A 15,427-nucleotide genomic window follows, 5' to 3' on the forward strand; every position below is an offset into this window, starting at 1 on the left:
CACGAATTTCACGAATTTGCACGAATAAAATTTGTGGAAATTCGTGGCTAACTTTTTTACATTATTAATCCCGCAACCACCGCTGCATTACAGGAAAAGCCGCCTTGTTTTCCTGCGCCGCTCTTTTTTCTGATAAAGTCATGCCGAACCATTCGAGTAAATTCAATCCGGTGTACGTTTTATTGCGGTAATTGTCGATCAACCATTCTGAGCTTCCCTTGTAACCGTTGGGATGAAAGACGAATTCAAGTGGCAGCTCTAATGCTTCAGCAGCTGCGCACGACCAAAGCATTGCTGCCATTTCATCACCTTGTGACGGCCAATCACCGGCCATTGCAGCGCTTCCAATTAATTTGCGCTGTTCTGAAGCTGTTACCGCAACATGCCCGGCTTCGTGCAGGATATCGCCGGGATAAAGTAATTTTTCGTAATCGATGTAAATGCAATCAGGCCCAATTCCAATCCGGGCAGGAAAGTGTCGTCGGGCAGGTTTTTCGAAATGACCGAAATCCCGATTTTATTTAAAAAAGCATTGATTTTAATGACTTCAGGCGTATTTTCAAAAGTTGGCATTGGCTCGTAATTTTTATAAAAATACAAATTTCAACAGCAAATTTCCAAATTGCAAAATCTCATTCCCAAAATTTCGAATACTAAAAATCTAATTTGTAAATTTGAAATACCGATAAATTCACAATGAAACACCTTACCGCGCTTCTGCTGCTGCCTTTTTTGTCTTTTTCGCAGCAAATCCAATCAGTCGATTTTACATCTGCCATCGCAAAAATCAATATCAATCCGATTGAAAAATACGTTTCAGGAACCGTGGCATATGATTTTGAAGTACTCAAATCCGTCGATACGATTTTCATCGATGCGCATGACATGACTTTTCAACGTCGAAATTAACGGGAAGGAAAGTCCGTTTATCGCCGCTCCTAAACAATTAAAATTGTACGGAAAATTCATTCCCGGGAAAAATAAGCTGACGCTGAAATACATCGCAAAACCCAAGCAGACACTTTATTTTACAGGTTCTGAAGCGACGAACAATCTTGAAATCTGGACACAAGGACAAGGAAAATATACAAGTTATTGGTTTCCGAGTTTTGATGATGTGAATGAGAAAATGACATTTGGATTGTCGGTTACTTTCGATCGGAATTATGCTGTTATTTCTAACGGAATGCTTGTCGATAAAACTGAGAACGGCAGTGAAATTACATGGCGTTATCAGATGAAAAACCAAATGAGTTCTTATCTCTTGATGATGGCAATTGGGAAATATGACAAAAAAGAAGAAAAATCAACTTCGGGAATTCCGCTTGAAATGTACCTTCAATCTGAAGAAAAATCGAAGTTTGAACCGACTTACCGTTACTCCAAACAAATTTTTGACTTCCTTGAAAAAGAAATTGGTATCGCTTATCCTTGGGAAATTTACCGGCAGATTCCAGTTCATGATTTTTTATACGGAGGCATGGAAAATACGACTTCGACCATTTTCGCACAGGATTATGTGGTCGATTCTGTCGGATTTAACGACCGCAATTACATCAATGTCAATGCGCACGAATTGGCGCACCAATGGTTTGGCGATTTGGTGACTGCAAAATCAGGAAAGCACCATTGGCTGCAGGAAGGTTTTGCGACTTATTACGCACTTCTGGCACAAAATGAAGTTTTTGGCGAAGATCGTTTTTATTGGGAAATGTACCAAAATGCCGAGCAGATTCAACAAGCATCAGCATCAGATACGATTCCGATACTGAATGAAAAAGCGAGCTCTTTGTCATTTTACGAAAAAGGCGCGTGGGCACTTCATGTGTTGCGCGAAGGCGTGGGGAAAGAGAATTTCAGGAAAGCGGTTAAAAATTACCTCGAAAAATACCAATTCAACAATGTGGATACCGATGAATTTCTCGCAGAAATCAACAAAGTCTCCAACTATGACACCGATACCTTCCGAAAAAAATGGCTCGAAAGCAGCACTTTTGAAGTTGCCGAAGCGATTGCATTATTGAAGAAAATCCGTTCATGAAACAATATTTCGATTTGCTCGCACTTCAGGAAAAACCCTTTGCACAAAAGAAGAAAGCGCTTGAGAAAGTATTGAAATCGAAATCATTTTATCCATTGAAGGAAGAAGCGGTTTTTCAGATGAAAAATGTTCCTTTTGCTGAAAAGAAAGCTTTGGTTGTATTGGCTTTGGGTACAAATGACATTCATGTGCGCCAGGCAATTGCGAATACAACTGCGACAATTCCGGTTGAAATGTATGGGGAATTTGTGAAATTACTCGATGATAAATCCTATCTCACACAAGAAATCGTAATGGGGAATTTATGGAAGCAATTCCCTGAAAAACAAACGGAATTACTTGACAAAACGCAAAATGAAACAGGTTTCAACGACAGGAATTTACGGGTGCAATGGCTGACTTTGGCTTTGATGACAAAAGAATATCAAAAGGACAGCAAATCGAAATTTTACGATGAATTGTTAGATTATTCGACACCGAAATATGAAAGCCAGTTGCGTCAGAATGCCATTACGAATTTATTTTTCCTGAATCCGAATGACGTAAATGTACTGAAAGCGCTTGCTGCGGCGACAGTTCATCACAAATGGCAATTCACGAAATTTGCCCGTGACAAAATCCGTTCGCTCCTTAAAAAAGAAAAATACCGAACCTATTATATGGAATTGCTTGCAAAACTTCCTGATAAAGAACAGGCGCAAATCGATAAACTTTTAAAAGAAAAATGAAAGCACTCGTAATTTCAGGCGGTGGGAGCAAAGGTGCATTTGCAGGCGGCGTGGCGCAATATCTGATGCAGGAAAAGGGCTGCGAATATGATTTATTGCTGGGGACTTCTACCGGAAGCCTGCTGATTCCGCATTTGGCTTTGGGAAAAGTCGATAAAATCCACAGGATTTATACGAATGTGAATATGGCGCGGATTTTCAATATCAATCCGTTTCGCGTAAAGATAAAAGATGGCGTCGAAACCGTCAGGATCAATCACTTAAATGTATTGATTCAGTTTATTAAAGGGAAGCGCACTTTCGGTGAAAGCAAGAAATTACGCAGGTACATTCGCAGGAGTTTTACGAAAGAAGAATTCGCAGCACTCAAATCTTCCCATAAAAATATCGTCGTGACGGTGACAAATCTTTCCAAAAACGACGTCGAATACAAATGCATACGCGATTTTGATTATGATGAATTTTGCGATTGGATCTGGATTTCGTGCAATTACATTCCGTTCATGAGCCTCGTCGAGAAAAACGGCAGCGTTTATGGAGATGGCGGATTTTCAAGTTTAGTACCGATCAGCGAAGCCATTGAGCGCGGCGCCACGGAAATTGATGTTGTGATTTTAGAGACAGAAACGCTGACAGCGCCAATTCCGATTGGAAAAAATCCGTTTTCATTGATGATTGATTTGTTCAGAACACTACTCGATCAGGTTGAAAAGCACGACATTATTATCGGGAAACTGGCAGCAAAGCATAAAGATGTAAAACTCAATTTATACTATACGCCAACGCAATTGACCAGCAATGCGCTTGTTTTCAATAAAGAGCACATGAAAATATGGTGGGAGCAAGGTTATGAATATGCGAAGAATAAGAGTGAGATGATGAGTGATATTAAGGTTTAGTCGAAAGAGGAAAGTCCAAAGTCGAAAGAGCTAATATTGCGTTGAAAGCAGATTGACTTTAGGCTTTGGACTTTCCTCTTTTGACTACAAGAAATTTGAAACTTCACTTTTAATAAACGCTAAAGCCGTAATTGTTGGTGATTCTTTCGTAATCGAATCAGTAAGTATCGCTTCGCGCAATCCGTTGGCATCGATAACTTTTTCACTTTTCGCGGCATTTCGGATTTGCTGGATTGTTGTGTTTTTTGCAGCAGTAATGATTGTCCAGCATTCATCTGAAATATAAATCTGTTGCGTCAGATTGTGTTCAAATTCCTGCTCAATGTGTGCAATAATATATTGTTCGTAATCATTTTTATCAGGCGAAACCGGCGGAACGCGCAGTAATAATTTTGACGGACTGATACGTTCCAAAAACAATGACATTCTTTCATAAGCCTGCAAGCGCAACGGCAAAGCATGTTTTTGCGCTTCACGATGCAGGGCGAAACGGCGTTTTCCAGCTTCGTTGACCATGTGTTGTTTGAAGAATAAGAAAGCCACACCGCCGGTGATTAATGACGGAATCGTGTAGGAGAATATTTCGAGAATTTTTGCGGTGTCCATAGGTTTATTTTTTGCAAAAATAAATAATTTCCAGGCGTAAACCTCAAATATCAAATTCCAAAAGATAAATAAATCCCAATTGTTAATTTCCCAAACAAAATTATGAGTGCGGACGTTGAAAATTGAAATTTAAAATTTGGAAATTATTTGGGATTTAAAATTTGTTTTTTGGAATTTTCAAACTTAGATTTGAGCAATGCAAAGCTATTTGATTCTACTCTGCCTGGCCGCATTCGCCGCCGGTTTCATTGATGCTGTCGTAGGTGGTGGCGGCCTCATACAAACACCGATGGGATTGATTTTGCTGCCAACGCTTCCAATTGCGAATATTTCAGCGACGCTTAAAATCCCTTCTTTCACAGGAACGACATTCGCCGCCATCCAATACCTGAAACAACTCAAAATGAACTGGAAGCTGCTCATCACGATGATGGTTCTTGCGGTGCCGTCTGCATTTGCCGGTTCAGAATTGCTGACGCACGTGAGCAACAGTTTTATGAAGCCGCTTTTGCTTGTGGTGCTTTCGGTTTTGGTGGTTTATACGTATGCAAAAAAGAATTTCGGTCAGCATACACAAAAATCACATTCGCCTGCGCAACAAATGTTTTATGCGATTATGATTAGTATTTGTATTGGATTTTATGACGGATTCATCGGCCCGGCACCGGAAGTTTTTTCGTTTTGGCATTCATCACTTTATTAGGATTTGATTTTCTCAACGCCTCCGCGAATGCGAAAATGGTCAACCTCGCAACGAATTTCGGTTCAATAGTTTTATTTGTCCTCAAAGGAAAAATTATCTGGCACATTGCATTGCCAATGGCGGTCTGCAACGGGCTTGGCGGATTTATCGGCGCGAAACTGGCCATCAGTAAAGGCAACCAATTCATCAGGATTTTCTTTTTGGTAGTGATTATTGGTACTTTGATAAGATTTGCTTACGATGTTTTTCAAGGAAAATAATACCGAATTAAATTAGAGATAAAACGTTTGCTAATTCGCTAATTATCTCATTTTCTAATTGTCTAATTGCTTATTTTTGCACTATAAATCCATATAATCCATGCAGCAATATATCGACCAACTTAACGACGCACAACGTGAACCGGTTTTACAGAAAGACGGCCGATTATCATCATCGCAGGCGCCGGATCCGGAAAACGCGTGTGCTTACCATGCGAATCGCTTACCTGATGAGCCAGGGTGTTGATTCTTTCAGCATTTTGGCATTGACTTTTACGAACAAGGCTGCGCGTGAAATGAAAAAACGTATCGCTGATATTGTCGGTACGAATGAAGCCAGAAATCTCTGGATGGGAACTTTTCACTCCGTTTTCGCCAGGATTTTACGTTCGGAAGCAGAGCAAACTTGGCTATCCATCGAATTTTACCATTTACGATACACAAGATTCCGTCCGATTGATTTCTGCAATTATTAAGGAAATGCAACTCGACCGTGATATCTATAAGCCGAAACAGGTTTTGGGCAGGATTTCTTCTTATAAAAACAGCCTGATTACTGTAAAAGCCTACTTCAATAACCCGGAATTGCAGGAAGCCGACGCCATGTCGAAAAAGCCGCGCTTGGGCGAAATCTACCAGAATTATGTTGATCGCTGCTTTAAGGCTGGCGCAATGGATTTTGACGATTTGCTCTTGAAAACCAACGAATTGCTGAACCGTTTTCCGGAATGTTTTAGCGAAATACCAAAATCGTTTTAAATATATTTTAGTTGATGAGTACCAGGATACGAACCATTCACAATACCTGATTGTACGTGCTTTGTCAGACAGGTTTCAGAATATCTGCGTCGTTGGTGACGATGCGCAGAGTATTTATGCATTTCGTGGCGCGAACATCAATAATATCCTGAATTTCCAGAAAGATTATGATAATGTACGCACTTATCGCCTCGAGCAAAATTACCGTTCGACGAAAAATATCGTTGAAGCGGCCAATTCCATCATCGATAAAAATAAAACCAAACTCGATAAAATTGTCTGGACGGCCAATGACGACGGCGCGAAAATCAAGATTCACCGCAGCATAACCGATGGCGAAGAAGGCCGTTTTGTTGCCAGTACGATTTTTGAGCAAAAGATGCAGCACCAACTGCACAACGGGCAATTTGCAATTCTGTATCGCACCAATGCACAGTCGCGTGCGATGGAAGATGCACTTCGCAAACGCGACATCCCGTACCGGATTTATGGCGGATTGTCTTTCTACCAAAGAAAAGAAATCAAAGACGTGCTTTGTTATTTAAGGTTGGTCATCAATCCGAAAGATGAAGAGGCACTCGTTCGCGTGATTAATTATCCTGCGCGTGGGATTGGTGATACGACTGTCGAAAAGCTTGTAATCGCAGCCAATCACTACAAGCGTTCCATTTTCGAAGTGATGCAGAACATCGATAAAATCGATTTGAAGCTCAATTCAGGAACCAAGGCCAGGAATTCAGGATTTCGTAACGATGATCAGAAGTTTTCAGGTCATCAATGAAAATCAGGATGCTTTTTACCTGGCCGAACACGTCACCAAGAAAACAGGATTAGTACAGGAATTGAAGAAAGACGCCACTCCTGAAGGCATCGCCAAAATAGAAAATATAGAGGAACTTTTGAACGGTATCAAAGATTTCATCGAAGGGCAAAAAGAAATCGACGGCGCCCGTGGTGCTTTGTCAGAATTCATGGAAGACGTTGCATTAGCAACTGACTTGGATAAGGATACAGGTGATGACGATCGTGTCGCTTTAATGACAATCCACCTTGCAAAAGGCCTTGAATTCCCATATGTTTTTATCGTCGGAATGGAAGAAGATTTATTTCCAAGTGCCATGAGCGTAAGCACCAGAAGCGAACTCGAAGAAGAACGCCGTTTGTTTTACGTAGCCATCACCCGTGCCGAACATCAGGCTTATTTGACCTACGCACAATCGCGTTACCGTTGGGGAAAACTTACTGACAGCGAGCCTTCCCGTTTTATTGATGAAATCGACGGCCAGTTTTTAGAGTACCTTTCACCGGAAGAAACCAATTATCGCTACAAGCCAATGATTGATACTGATATTTTCGGAGATGTCGATAAATCAAAATTGCGTCTTGCGAAACCTATTGCCGGTACGCCTCCGAAATACATCACAGATAATGAGCCGCGACCTGACATCAACGTGCGAAAACTGAAACCAATGGGTAATGCACCATCTAACGCGAATCTATTCGATAGCAAGCTTACTGTCGGAAATGTCGTCATGCACGAGCGCTTTGGAAAAGGTGAAGTAGTCAACCTCGAAGGTGCCGGCGCAGATAAAAAAGCCGAAATCAGGTTTGAAGTCGGCGGTATCAAGAAATTGTTGTTGCGTTTTGCCAAACTCGATATTATCGGATAATTACAATTTCGCCTGCACAAAAGCAATCAGTTTCGTATACATATCGATTTGGTCGGTTTCGCCCCAATCGCCGTGGCCGCCGTTATATAGCGTGAATTCGTTATAAATACCCAATCCATTAAGTTTGTTGTGCAGGTCGATCCCTTGTGAAGTAGGTACAAGCGGATCAGCATTTCCATAAAATAAGATCGTTGCCGGAACATTCGGAACTGCCCTGAACAGCGGACTCCATTGTTCATAAAACCCGGGATTTTCAGCATAAGTCATTCCGGTGGCGGCAAAAATAATCCCGCTTAAATCGACATTGTTAAGATAAGCCGGGTCAGTAAAGTTCGTCTGGCCAACGATACTGCAAACCATTTTCACTTCATCCGAAGGGTCAAAACCGTAGCCGTAAACCAATGCCAAATGCGCACCGGCACTTACGCCGATAAGCCCGAAATTATTAGAAATAGTGTAATGGCCTGCTTTTAATTTCTCAATCATCGCCTTAATATCATCAATTTGCATTGGAAACGCCGGATGTGCAGCATCAGCAAGCCTGTAATTGATATTTGCAACCGCGTAACCCGGTAAATATTGCTTTATCATCGGAATAAGATTGCTCATGTCAGCTTTATCTCCGCCAACCCAACCACCGCCATGGATTAAGATGATTGTTTTAGTTGCCGGTGTCCTGTTCGCCGGAAGATACAAATCGAATTGCTGCTGCGGGTCGCTTCCGTAACTTAAATTAGAAAATGTTACTTCCGTAAGCGGTTGTTCGCTAATCGGGGAACGGTTTCACTTTTTTCATCGTCAGAACATCCCAGAATAAAAAGTGCTATCAAAAAGCAAAAATAATATGATGTTTTCATGGCATGTCTTATCTTTATGTCAGTTATCGAAATATTGATAACGCTAAAGTTAGCGAAAGCATATAAAAATATGGCACAATTCATCAAAATATACAATGACAAACCCAATGAAGCGGCGATCAAAAAGGTTGTCGATGTGCTTCAGAACGGCGGGCTCGTCATTTATCCAACCGATACCGTTTACGGATTAGGCTGTGACATCACCAACACCAAAGCGCTCGAACGCATCGCAAAAATAAAGGGCATCAAGCTCGATAAAGCCAATTTTTCCTTCGTTTGTTCCGATTTGAGCAATCTTTCTGATTATGTGAAGCAGATTGATTCTTCCACTTTCAAATTGCTGAAAAGGGCGCTTCCCTGGGCCATATACCTTCATTTTACCGGGAAATAACAATCTTCCGAAAGAATTCAAAAAGAAAACCACTGTCGGAATCCGTGTTCCTGATAACAACATCGCGCTTGAAATCGTGAGGCAATTGGGCAATCCAATCGTTTCAACCTCAATTCACGATGATGATGAAGTTCTCGAATATTCAACCGATCCGGAATTGATTTTTGAAAAATGGCAAAACCTCGTCGATTTGGTTATCGATGGCGGTTATGGTGATAACGAACCTTCAACCATCATCGATTTGTCAGGCTATGAACCGATTGTCGTGCGCGAAGGAAAAGGAACTACAGATATTTTATGATGGAAGATGTAACGACAATTCACGGAGATTTCGAGATTTCTACAGATAAAAATAAATTGCAGGTTGATGTAATTCATCGGTTTTTGACAAAAGAATCCAATTGGTCAAAAGGAATTTCGCTGGTGCGCGTTGCAAAATGCATTGCGACTTCGCTCAATTTCGGAATTTATTACAACGGCATGCAAGTGGGTTATGCGCGCGTGATTTCTGATTTTGCGACGATTGCTTATTTGGGCGATGTGTTTGTTTTGCATGAATTCCGTGGCCGCGGACTTTCAAAATTACTGATGCAGGAAGTGATGAACCACCCGGAATTACAGGGTTTGCGCCGATGGATGCTGCTTACGAATGACGCTCATGAATTGTACAAAAAATTCGGCTGGACAGACATTGCACATCCTGAAAAATGGATGGAAAAGCACGATGCGAATGTTTATAAAAGTTAAAATCAGATTTACCATTTACTTCCATATTTCAACCATTCACTTAATTTTTTTTCCGAAACAGATGGTTTGTATGCAATTTTGAAATGAATTTTAAAATGTAAATTATGAAATCATTTCTCAACTTTTTGCTCCTGCTCGTCATTCCACTGGGTATTTTTTTATTTATAATGATTGCCTCGGAACCATCAATAACATTTAGCGGGATACCTGCAGTTTCAGTTGTACTTATTGTTGGGTTTTTTACAATATTGTCTTTTGGATATGTTTATGTTTTTGAAACCATTCTAAAATCAAAAGGCAATATCAAAAAAGCTTTGCTCATTGCGTCTATATTTGTATTTGTTTTGATTTTGGTATTTGCAAACGCCTGTGGTTACATTTACAGCGAAATTGAAGATTTCCAGATAACGATTTTCCAGGCGATAATATTTGGTTGTTTCTTCATCCTGTATGTTGCGGTTGGCAGTTTGTACAAAGCTTATTTACAAAAAGCGATATTGACTTTTCCTGAAAAAACCACTGTTTACATAAAAATCTGTGCCGTTGTCAGTGCCATCTTATTTCTGGTATTGATTATTACTACAAGCGACGAAATCTGGGACAATACTTTTAATATTCCGCTATTTTTCTCTTTTGCGAAAAGTGCATTTGCAATGTCGATTTTTATAGTATTAATGGCATTTGCTTCGTTGTATCTGCTTAATAAAATTTCATTTTTTAAAAATAAAATTATCCTCACAATACTTTTTGCAACATTAGTTTGTACGTTCTGTACAACAATAATTCCGTTTATCGAGGCTTCTGAATTTTCTTTAAAATTGATTGGCTGTTCAGCGCTCTCTTTCTTTACAACCGTTTTGATTACTGCTGTTATTTTTTATCGCAACCTGATTATCCGAAAAGACAGTAATATAGCAAGCCTTACCAATTCTTTCTCCAAAAAAGAATCCGAATACCTCGAGCTTAAAAACCAGATCAATCCTCATTTTTTGTTCAATAATCTCAATACGCTGATAGCATTCATCGAGCTTGATCCGCAAAAAGCCATTGCATTTGGTCAGCATTTGTCCAACGTCTATCGCCATTACCTCAAAAATCAAAGTGAAGATTTTGTACCATTGGATGAAGAATTGGCTTTCATATCAGAATACCTCGAAATTTACAAAGCAAAATTCGACAGTGGATTTGTATTTGACATTTCCGGAAACATCAATGAAAACCATTACATTTTATCTGCTGCTTTGCAGGAATTGACTGATAATATATTTAAGCACAATGATTTAGAAGAAGATAATCCGCTGCAAATCAGTATTTTTGTTCAAGACGGCTATTTGGTTTTCCGCAATTCGAAACATTTGAAACCTGAAATTGCATCGCACAATTTCGGATTGAAGAATATCGGAAAACGTTATGAAATCACCACCGGAAAAAATATCAGGATTGAAAATGAGGATTTATATTTTCAGGTTGCCATTCCAATTCTAACACTTGAAAAAGCATGACAGCGATAATTATTGAAGATGAAATTCCGGCCGCACGCCGGCTTGAAAAATTACTGTCAGAAAAGGATTTTACAGTGTTCGCCATTGTACATTCTGTAAAAAGCGCCGTTTCGTGGCTGAAAGATAACGCGCATCCGGATTTAATTTTCATGGACATAAAACTGCGCGACGGATTGTGCTTTCCAATTTTCGATAAGGTAAAAATTCAATCAAAAGTGGTATTTACGACGGCTTTCGACGAATTTGCACTCAAAGCATTCGAATACAACAGCCTCGATTATCTGCTCAAACCGATTGACGTTGCCAAACTCGATAAACTCATTGCCAAACTCGAAACTTTTAAGGCTGTTTTTTATGACAGCAGTTACTGGAAAATCCTTGAAACGTCAATGTCAGATCCATATAAAGCCTCATTTCTGGTAAATTCTGGAATGTCCGTTAAAAAGATAAGTACGGCTGATATTCCTTATTTTTTAAGTCAAAACAATACCACTTTTTTATGCTTTGAAAACCGGAAATTTCCAATTCAACGCTCCTTGGAAAAACTTGAAAGTGAACTCCATCCTGCCCATTTTTTCCGCATTAGCAGGAAATATGTAGTCAATCGAAAATTTATAATTGAATTTCAAAATGACTTTAACCTGCGATTACAAAATTCAAACGAAAAATTTCCAGTCAGCAGACAACGCCGGAGTGCTTTTATGGCTTGGTATAAAGAATGAATTCAGTTTAAAAATTTCCACTATTTGAAATATCAGTATAAACTGTTTGAGAAATTTCAGCAATCAAAGCCGATAATTTTGCATTATCATTTCCTTTTGTCATAACCGTAAGCAGATAAGGCTTGTTATCAAGGTAAATGATAGCGGTTTCATGAAGTTGTTTTTCTGTCTGGTTTCCCGATTCACCAAATTTATGTGCTACTTTTACGCCAGCGGGAAGCATTTTTGTAATACCTTCTTTGAATGTAGATTTTCCCAGTAATTCCGCAGCATATTCAGAATCTTTAATCGTGAGATAGCCTGCATTATAAATTACCCTCATAAAAAGCGAATAATCTTTTATTTTGAAGAAATATTGCTGTGCGTAAATGTCATTCATCTGAAGGCCTACATCTGCGAATAATTTTTTCATCACCAACGGATCCATGTTCATGATGAGTAATGATGTGGCGTTGTTGTCGGAATATTCAATCATGTAAGTCAGCAATTCTGCAACGGTATAACTGTTTCCCGATTTGATTGTCTTGTCTGTGAATGCTACATTTTTATCAACAGGTAATTTACTTGTAAAAGTGATTTTTTTGCTCAAAAATCCGGGATTGTCTTCGTTCATTTTGAGAATCGCAATCAGGATAGGCACCTTAAATAGTGAACCTGGTTCGTATTCTTCATTTTCGTTGATGACGGTCCATTGATTGTTGCTGTATGTTCGCAAATAAACCGAAGCAGAACTGGCATCCCCCGCATTTTTATAGCGCTCGATAATCTGGTTTACTTTCTGCTTAACGCCTTCTAATTGTTGCGATTCGCAATCTTCGTCGACTAACAAAAGCGGTTTTATATAGCTGTAGCCGCTCATTCTGGTTACCTGATAATTACACGCATAATTGTCATTCGCAATTGCTGTCTCTTCTGGTTTATTGAAAAATTTAACAGCTGCGAATGTAACTCCGGAAACTGCAACAGAAATCAACAGAATATGAAGTATTGAGAATTTTTTGGATGACAATTTCATTATGTGATTGCATTATTGGCCTCACAAAAATAATTTTCTTTTGTTAAGATATTCTTAAAATTAAGATAAAAAAAAACGCCTCAAATTATTGAAGCGTCAATTTTATTTAAATTGCTATTTGTAGCCAATTACTTATTTCTGTTTTTTCATTTCTTTTTCAATCATGTCATAGAACTGGTCGATTTTCGGCATGATTACAATTCTTGTCCTTCTGTTGATAGCGCGATTATCGGCATTATTATTGTCCACAAGCGGAATAAATTCACTACGTCCGGCTGCAATTAACTGTGCAGGATTAACTTTTAAATCTTTTGTAAGCACGCGTACGATTGATGTCGCGCGTTTCACGCTCAAATCCCAGTTGTCTAACAAAACGCCGTTACTGATAAATGGAACGTTGTCAGTGTGGCCTTCAACCATACATTCAAAATCAGGCTTGCTGTTGATTACTTTTGCAACTTTTCCAAGGATTTCTTTCGCTCTGTCACTTACAACATAGCTGCCGCTTTTGAATAGTAATTTATCTGAAATAGAGATAAATACAACGCCTTTCTCAACGTTTACTTCAATATCCGGGTCAGAAATTCCGACAGCACTTTTCAGACTTGTAACCAATGCCAGCGTTACACTGTCTTTCTTGGTCAAAGCGTCTTGCATACGCGTGATTTTCAAATCTTTTTCTTTGATGGTTTCGAGTGCTTTTTCAATATTTTGTGCACCTTGAGTAGTTAACGTGGTCATGTTGCCCATGTTATTGATCAGGTCGGAATTGTTCTTTTTCAGAAAATCCATTTGCGTGGCCAGCGTTTCTTTTTCGCTTAAACACAAGTTGAGCTTAACAGTGGTCGAGTTCAGTAAATCCTGACACTCTTTATTTTGTTTTTCAAGTGCGGCAATTTTCTTTTTCGTGCCACAGCCCGTTGTCGTGAGCAAAACAGCGATTGATAGTGCTAAAATTATTCGTTTCATAGTCATAGATTTAGTTTGTTACAAAATTAAGGTTATAATGTGGGAATGTTAAATTTTAGTACTTAAACTATTGTTAAAAAAGGTTTTCAAAAACCTTGCCATTGCCCAAATAATACTTCTGTACGATGCTTTTAATTTTGTAATAACCCGCTAATTGATTGGATTTCCGTTTCTTATAATTAGAAAAAAAATGAAAATAAAAAGCCATGTGCGCATTAAATACAGCCCATAAATGTTTGGGTTTTCCTTCTGATAAGAGTTTTATTGCGGCAATCCCATCAAGGCAAAGCCTGGTAAAGATCGTTCCCGGAAGTGATGACGCGGGAAGATTCTTCGTCAGCATCCACAAAGAATTGCGGAAATTAAGGTACGTTTTTCTCGGACTTCCCATCTTTAAAGTCGCGCCGCCAACATGATACACAACCGACTTCGGCTCATATTTCGCAATATATCCTTCATTGAATGCGCGCCAGCACAAGTCGATTTCTTCCTGGTGCGCAAAAAAATCAGCGTCAAAGCCTTTAAGTTCGCGAAAGATTTCTTTTCGGATAAAAAAACACGCGCCTGAAGCCCAGAAAATTTCACAGGCATCATCATATTGCCCATCGTCTTTCTCGATTGTATCGAAAATCCGGCCACGACAGAACGGAAATCCGTATTTATCAATGAAACCACCGGCCGCACCGGCATATTCAAAATATTCTTTATTCTTGAAATCGAGAATCTTTGGCTGGATGATAGCAGTTCCAGGTTCATTTTTGAAAGTTTCGAGTACCGGCAAAAGCCAGTTTTCAGTCACTTCGATGTCAGAATTGACCAACGCATAAATAGCTTCTTCAACAAATTGAAGCGCTTCGTTATAACCTTTGGCAAAACCGAAATTATCTTTATTCTGTATAATTTTTATTTGCGGAAAATTCTCTTTTACAAATGCAACAGAATCATCAGTTGATGCGTTGTCTGCCACGTAAATATTGGCTTCAGCGGAAAATGCAATTACAGATGGAAGAAATTCTTCCAGCAGTTTTTTTCCATTCCAGTTTAATATGACAACAGCGATTTTCAAGGTGCGGGTTTTAGTGCTAAATATTCCGGAAGTTCAGGCAGGAAAATGTATTTTTCGTTCTCAAAATCCATCTGGCAAAAGTAATGATTATGGCCGTTGGTGACCATCAGGAATTGTGCTTTCATGGTTAGATTATAACGGGCAATCTGGTCGAAAGTCTGTTGTGAAATTTTGACTTCCGGCGCTTTACATTCAATTAAAATCCGGATTGTACCATCAGGATTAAATACAACACCATCGTAGCGTTTTGTCAATCCGTTGACTTTAAGCAATTTTTCTACGTTGATAAGTGATTTAGGATATTTTTTTTGCTGTAAAAGAAACTGTACGACATGTTGCCGCACCCATTCTTCGGGCGTTAAAAACACAAATTTTTTCCTGATTTCATCAAAGATGGCGACTTTATTTTCGCTATTTTTGAACCGGAAGTTAAACGTCGGAAAATTCAACTGCTGCATGTGGCAAATATAGTTAATTAGCGAATGAGATTAT

The 15,427-nt window shown here is 39.3% G+C and carries 15 protein-coding genes and 3 pseudogenes; 10 read left to right on the forward strand and 8 right to left on the reverse strand.

The annotated features are described in order from the left end of the window. Positions 1-64: 64 nt before the first annotated feature. Entirely contained in the window at positions 65-334 is a 270-nt protein-coding gene (locus ACSLFW_RS13010) for a hypothetical protein (RefSeq protein WP_436556096.1), read from the reverse strand. A 38-nt stretch (positions 335-372) separates the two neighbouring features. Beyond that, positions 373-573, reverse strand: a complete 201-nt coding sequence (locus ACSLFW_RS13015; protein ID WP_436556097.1) for a hypothetical protein — start codon at positions 571-573, stop codon at positions 373-375. A gap of 123 nt (positions 574-696) precedes the next feature. Between ACSLFW_RS13015 and ACSLFW_RS13020 the strand changes: the two genes are divergently transcribed. Genes ACSLFW_RS13020 through ACSLFW_RS13035 form a run of 4 tightly spaced genes read left to right on the forward strand, consistent with a single transcriptional unit; the run spans position 697 to position 3,668 of the window. Next, positions 697-909, forward strand: a complete 213-nt coding sequence (locus tag ACSLFW_RS13020) for a hypothetical protein (protein ID WP_436556098.1) — start codon at positions 697-699, stop codon at positions 907-909. A 43-nt stretch (positions 910-952) separates the two neighbouring features. Further along, a complete protein-coding gene (locus tag ACSLFW_RS13025) occupies positions 953-2,041 on the forward strand; it encodes a M1 family metallopeptidase (protein WP_436556099.1) in 1,089 nt (362 codons plus the stop codon). Next, the gene (locus ACSLFW_RS13030) at positions 2,038-2,769 is read left to right on the forward strand and encodes a hypothetical protein (RefSeq protein ID WP_436556100.1); all 732 of its coding nucleotides are present in this window, start codon (positions 2,038-2,040) and stop codon (positions 2,767-2,769) included. Before ACSLFW_RS13025 ends, ACSLFW_RS13030 begins: the two co-directional genes overlap by 4 nt. Beyond that, positions 2,766-3,668, forward strand: coding sequence for a patatin-like phospholipase family protein (locus ACSLFW_RS13035; RefSeq protein ID WP_436556101.1), 903 nt, complete (start codon positions 2,766-2,768; stop codon positions 3,666-3,668). Before ACSLFW_RS13030 ends, ACSLFW_RS13035 begins: the two co-directional genes overlap by 4 nt. 84 nt (positions 3,669-3,752) lie before the next feature. On the opposite strand, the gene ACSLFW_RS13040 is transcribed toward ACSLFW_RS13035, so the two are convergent. Further along, a complete protein-coding gene (locus tag ACSLFW_RS13040; RefSeq protein ID WP_436556102.1) occupies positions 3,753-4,274 on the reverse strand; it encodes a hypothetical protein in 522 nt (173 codons plus the stop codon). A 196-nt stretch (positions 4,275-4,470) separates the two neighbouring features. Here ACSLFW_RS13040 and ACSLFW_RS13045 point away from each other — a divergent pair. Together ACSLFW_RS13045 and ACSLFW_RS13050 are read left to right on the forward strand one after the other, a co-directional pair. Continuing rightward, positions 4,471-5,237 (forward strand): annotated as a pseudogene (locus ACSLFW_RS13045) (sulfite exporter TauE/SafE family protein). Positions 5,238-5,337: 100 nt separating this feature from the next. Then, a pseudogene (locus ACSLFW_RS13050) lies at positions 5,338-7,666 on the forward strand (ATP-dependent helicase). Here ACSLFW_RS13050 and ACSLFW_RS13055 read toward each other — a convergent pair. After that, a complete protein-coding gene (locus ACSLFW_RS13055) occupies positions 7,667-8,362 on the reverse strand; it encodes an alpha/beta hydrolase fold domain-containing protein (protein ID WP_436556103.1) in 696 nt (231 codons plus the stop codon). Between the two features lie 231 nt (positions 8,363-8,593). Between ACSLFW_RS13055 and ACSLFW_RS13060 the strand changes: the two are divergent. The 4 genes and pseudogenes from ACSLFW_RS13060 (at position 8,594) to ACSLFW_RS13075 (ending at position 11,885) form a co-directional block, all read left to right on the forward strand. Then, positions 8,594-9,215, forward strand: a pseudogene (locus tag ACSLFW_RS13060) (L-threonylcarbamoyladenylate synthase). Next, positions 9,212-9,661 carry a GNAT family N-acetyltransferase gene (locus ACSLFW_RS13065; protein ID WP_436556104.1) on the forward strand — a complete coding sequence of 150 codons (450 nt, stop codon included), beginning with the start codon at positions 9,212-9,214 and terminating at the stop codon, positions 9,659-9,661. Before ACSLFW_RS13060 ends, ACSLFW_RS13065 begins: the two are co-directional and overlap by 4 nt. Before the next feature lie 104 nt (positions 9,662-9,765). Next, a complete protein-coding gene (locus tag ACSLFW_RS13070; protein WP_436556105.1) occupies positions 9,766-11,163 on the forward strand; it encodes a sensor histidine kinase in 1,398 nt (465 codons plus the stop codon). Continuing rightward, positions 11,160-11,885, forward strand: coding sequence for a LytR/AlgR family response regulator transcription factor (locus ACSLFW_RS13075; protein ID WP_436556106.1), 726 nt, complete (start codon positions 11,160-11,162; stop codon positions 11,883-11,885). Before ACSLFW_RS13070 ends, ACSLFW_RS13075 begins: the two co-directional genes overlap by 4 nt. A gap of 7 nt (positions 11,886-11,892) precedes the next feature. Here ACSLFW_RS13075 and ACSLFW_RS13080 read toward each other — a convergent pair whose 3' ends face one another. From ACSLFW_RS13080 to ACSLFW_RS13095, 4 genes are all read right to left on the reverse strand, one after another. After that, positions 11,893-12,900: a serine hydrolase gene (locus ACSLFW_RS13080; protein WP_436556107.1), complete on the reverse strand. Its 1,008-nt coding sequence runs from the start codon at positions 12,898-12,900 to the stop codon at positions 11,893-11,895. Between the two features lie 132 nt (positions 12,901-13,032). Continuing rightward, on the reverse strand, positions 13,033-13,869 hold the full coding sequence (locus ACSLFW_RS13085) for an OmpA/MotB family protein (protein ID WP_436556108.1): 837 nt from the start codon (positions 13,867-13,869) through the stop codon (positions 13,033-13,035). A 73-nt stretch (positions 13,870-13,942) separates the two neighbouring features. Then, positions 13,943-14,935 carry a glycosyltransferase family 2 protein gene (locus ACSLFW_RS13090; protein WP_436556109.1) on the reverse strand — a complete coding sequence of 331 codons (993 nt, stop codon included), beginning with the start codon at positions 14,933-14,935 and terminating at the stop codon, positions 13,943-13,945. Next, positions 14,932-15,393: a type I restriction enzyme HsdR N-terminal domain-containing protein gene (locus ACSLFW_RS13095; protein WP_436556110.1), complete on the reverse strand. Its 462-nt coding sequence runs from the start codon at positions 15,391-15,393 to the stop codon at positions 14,932-14,934. Before ACSLFW_RS13095 ends, ACSLFW_RS13090 begins: the two co-directional genes overlap by 4 nt. Positions 15,394-15,427 lie beyond the last annotated feature (34 nt).

This window comes from Flavobacterium sp. 3HN19-14, assembly GCF_051373205.1.
Taxonomy (GTDB): domain Bacteria; phylum Bacteroidota; class Bacteroidia; order Flavobacteriales; family Flavobacteriaceae; genus Flavobacterium.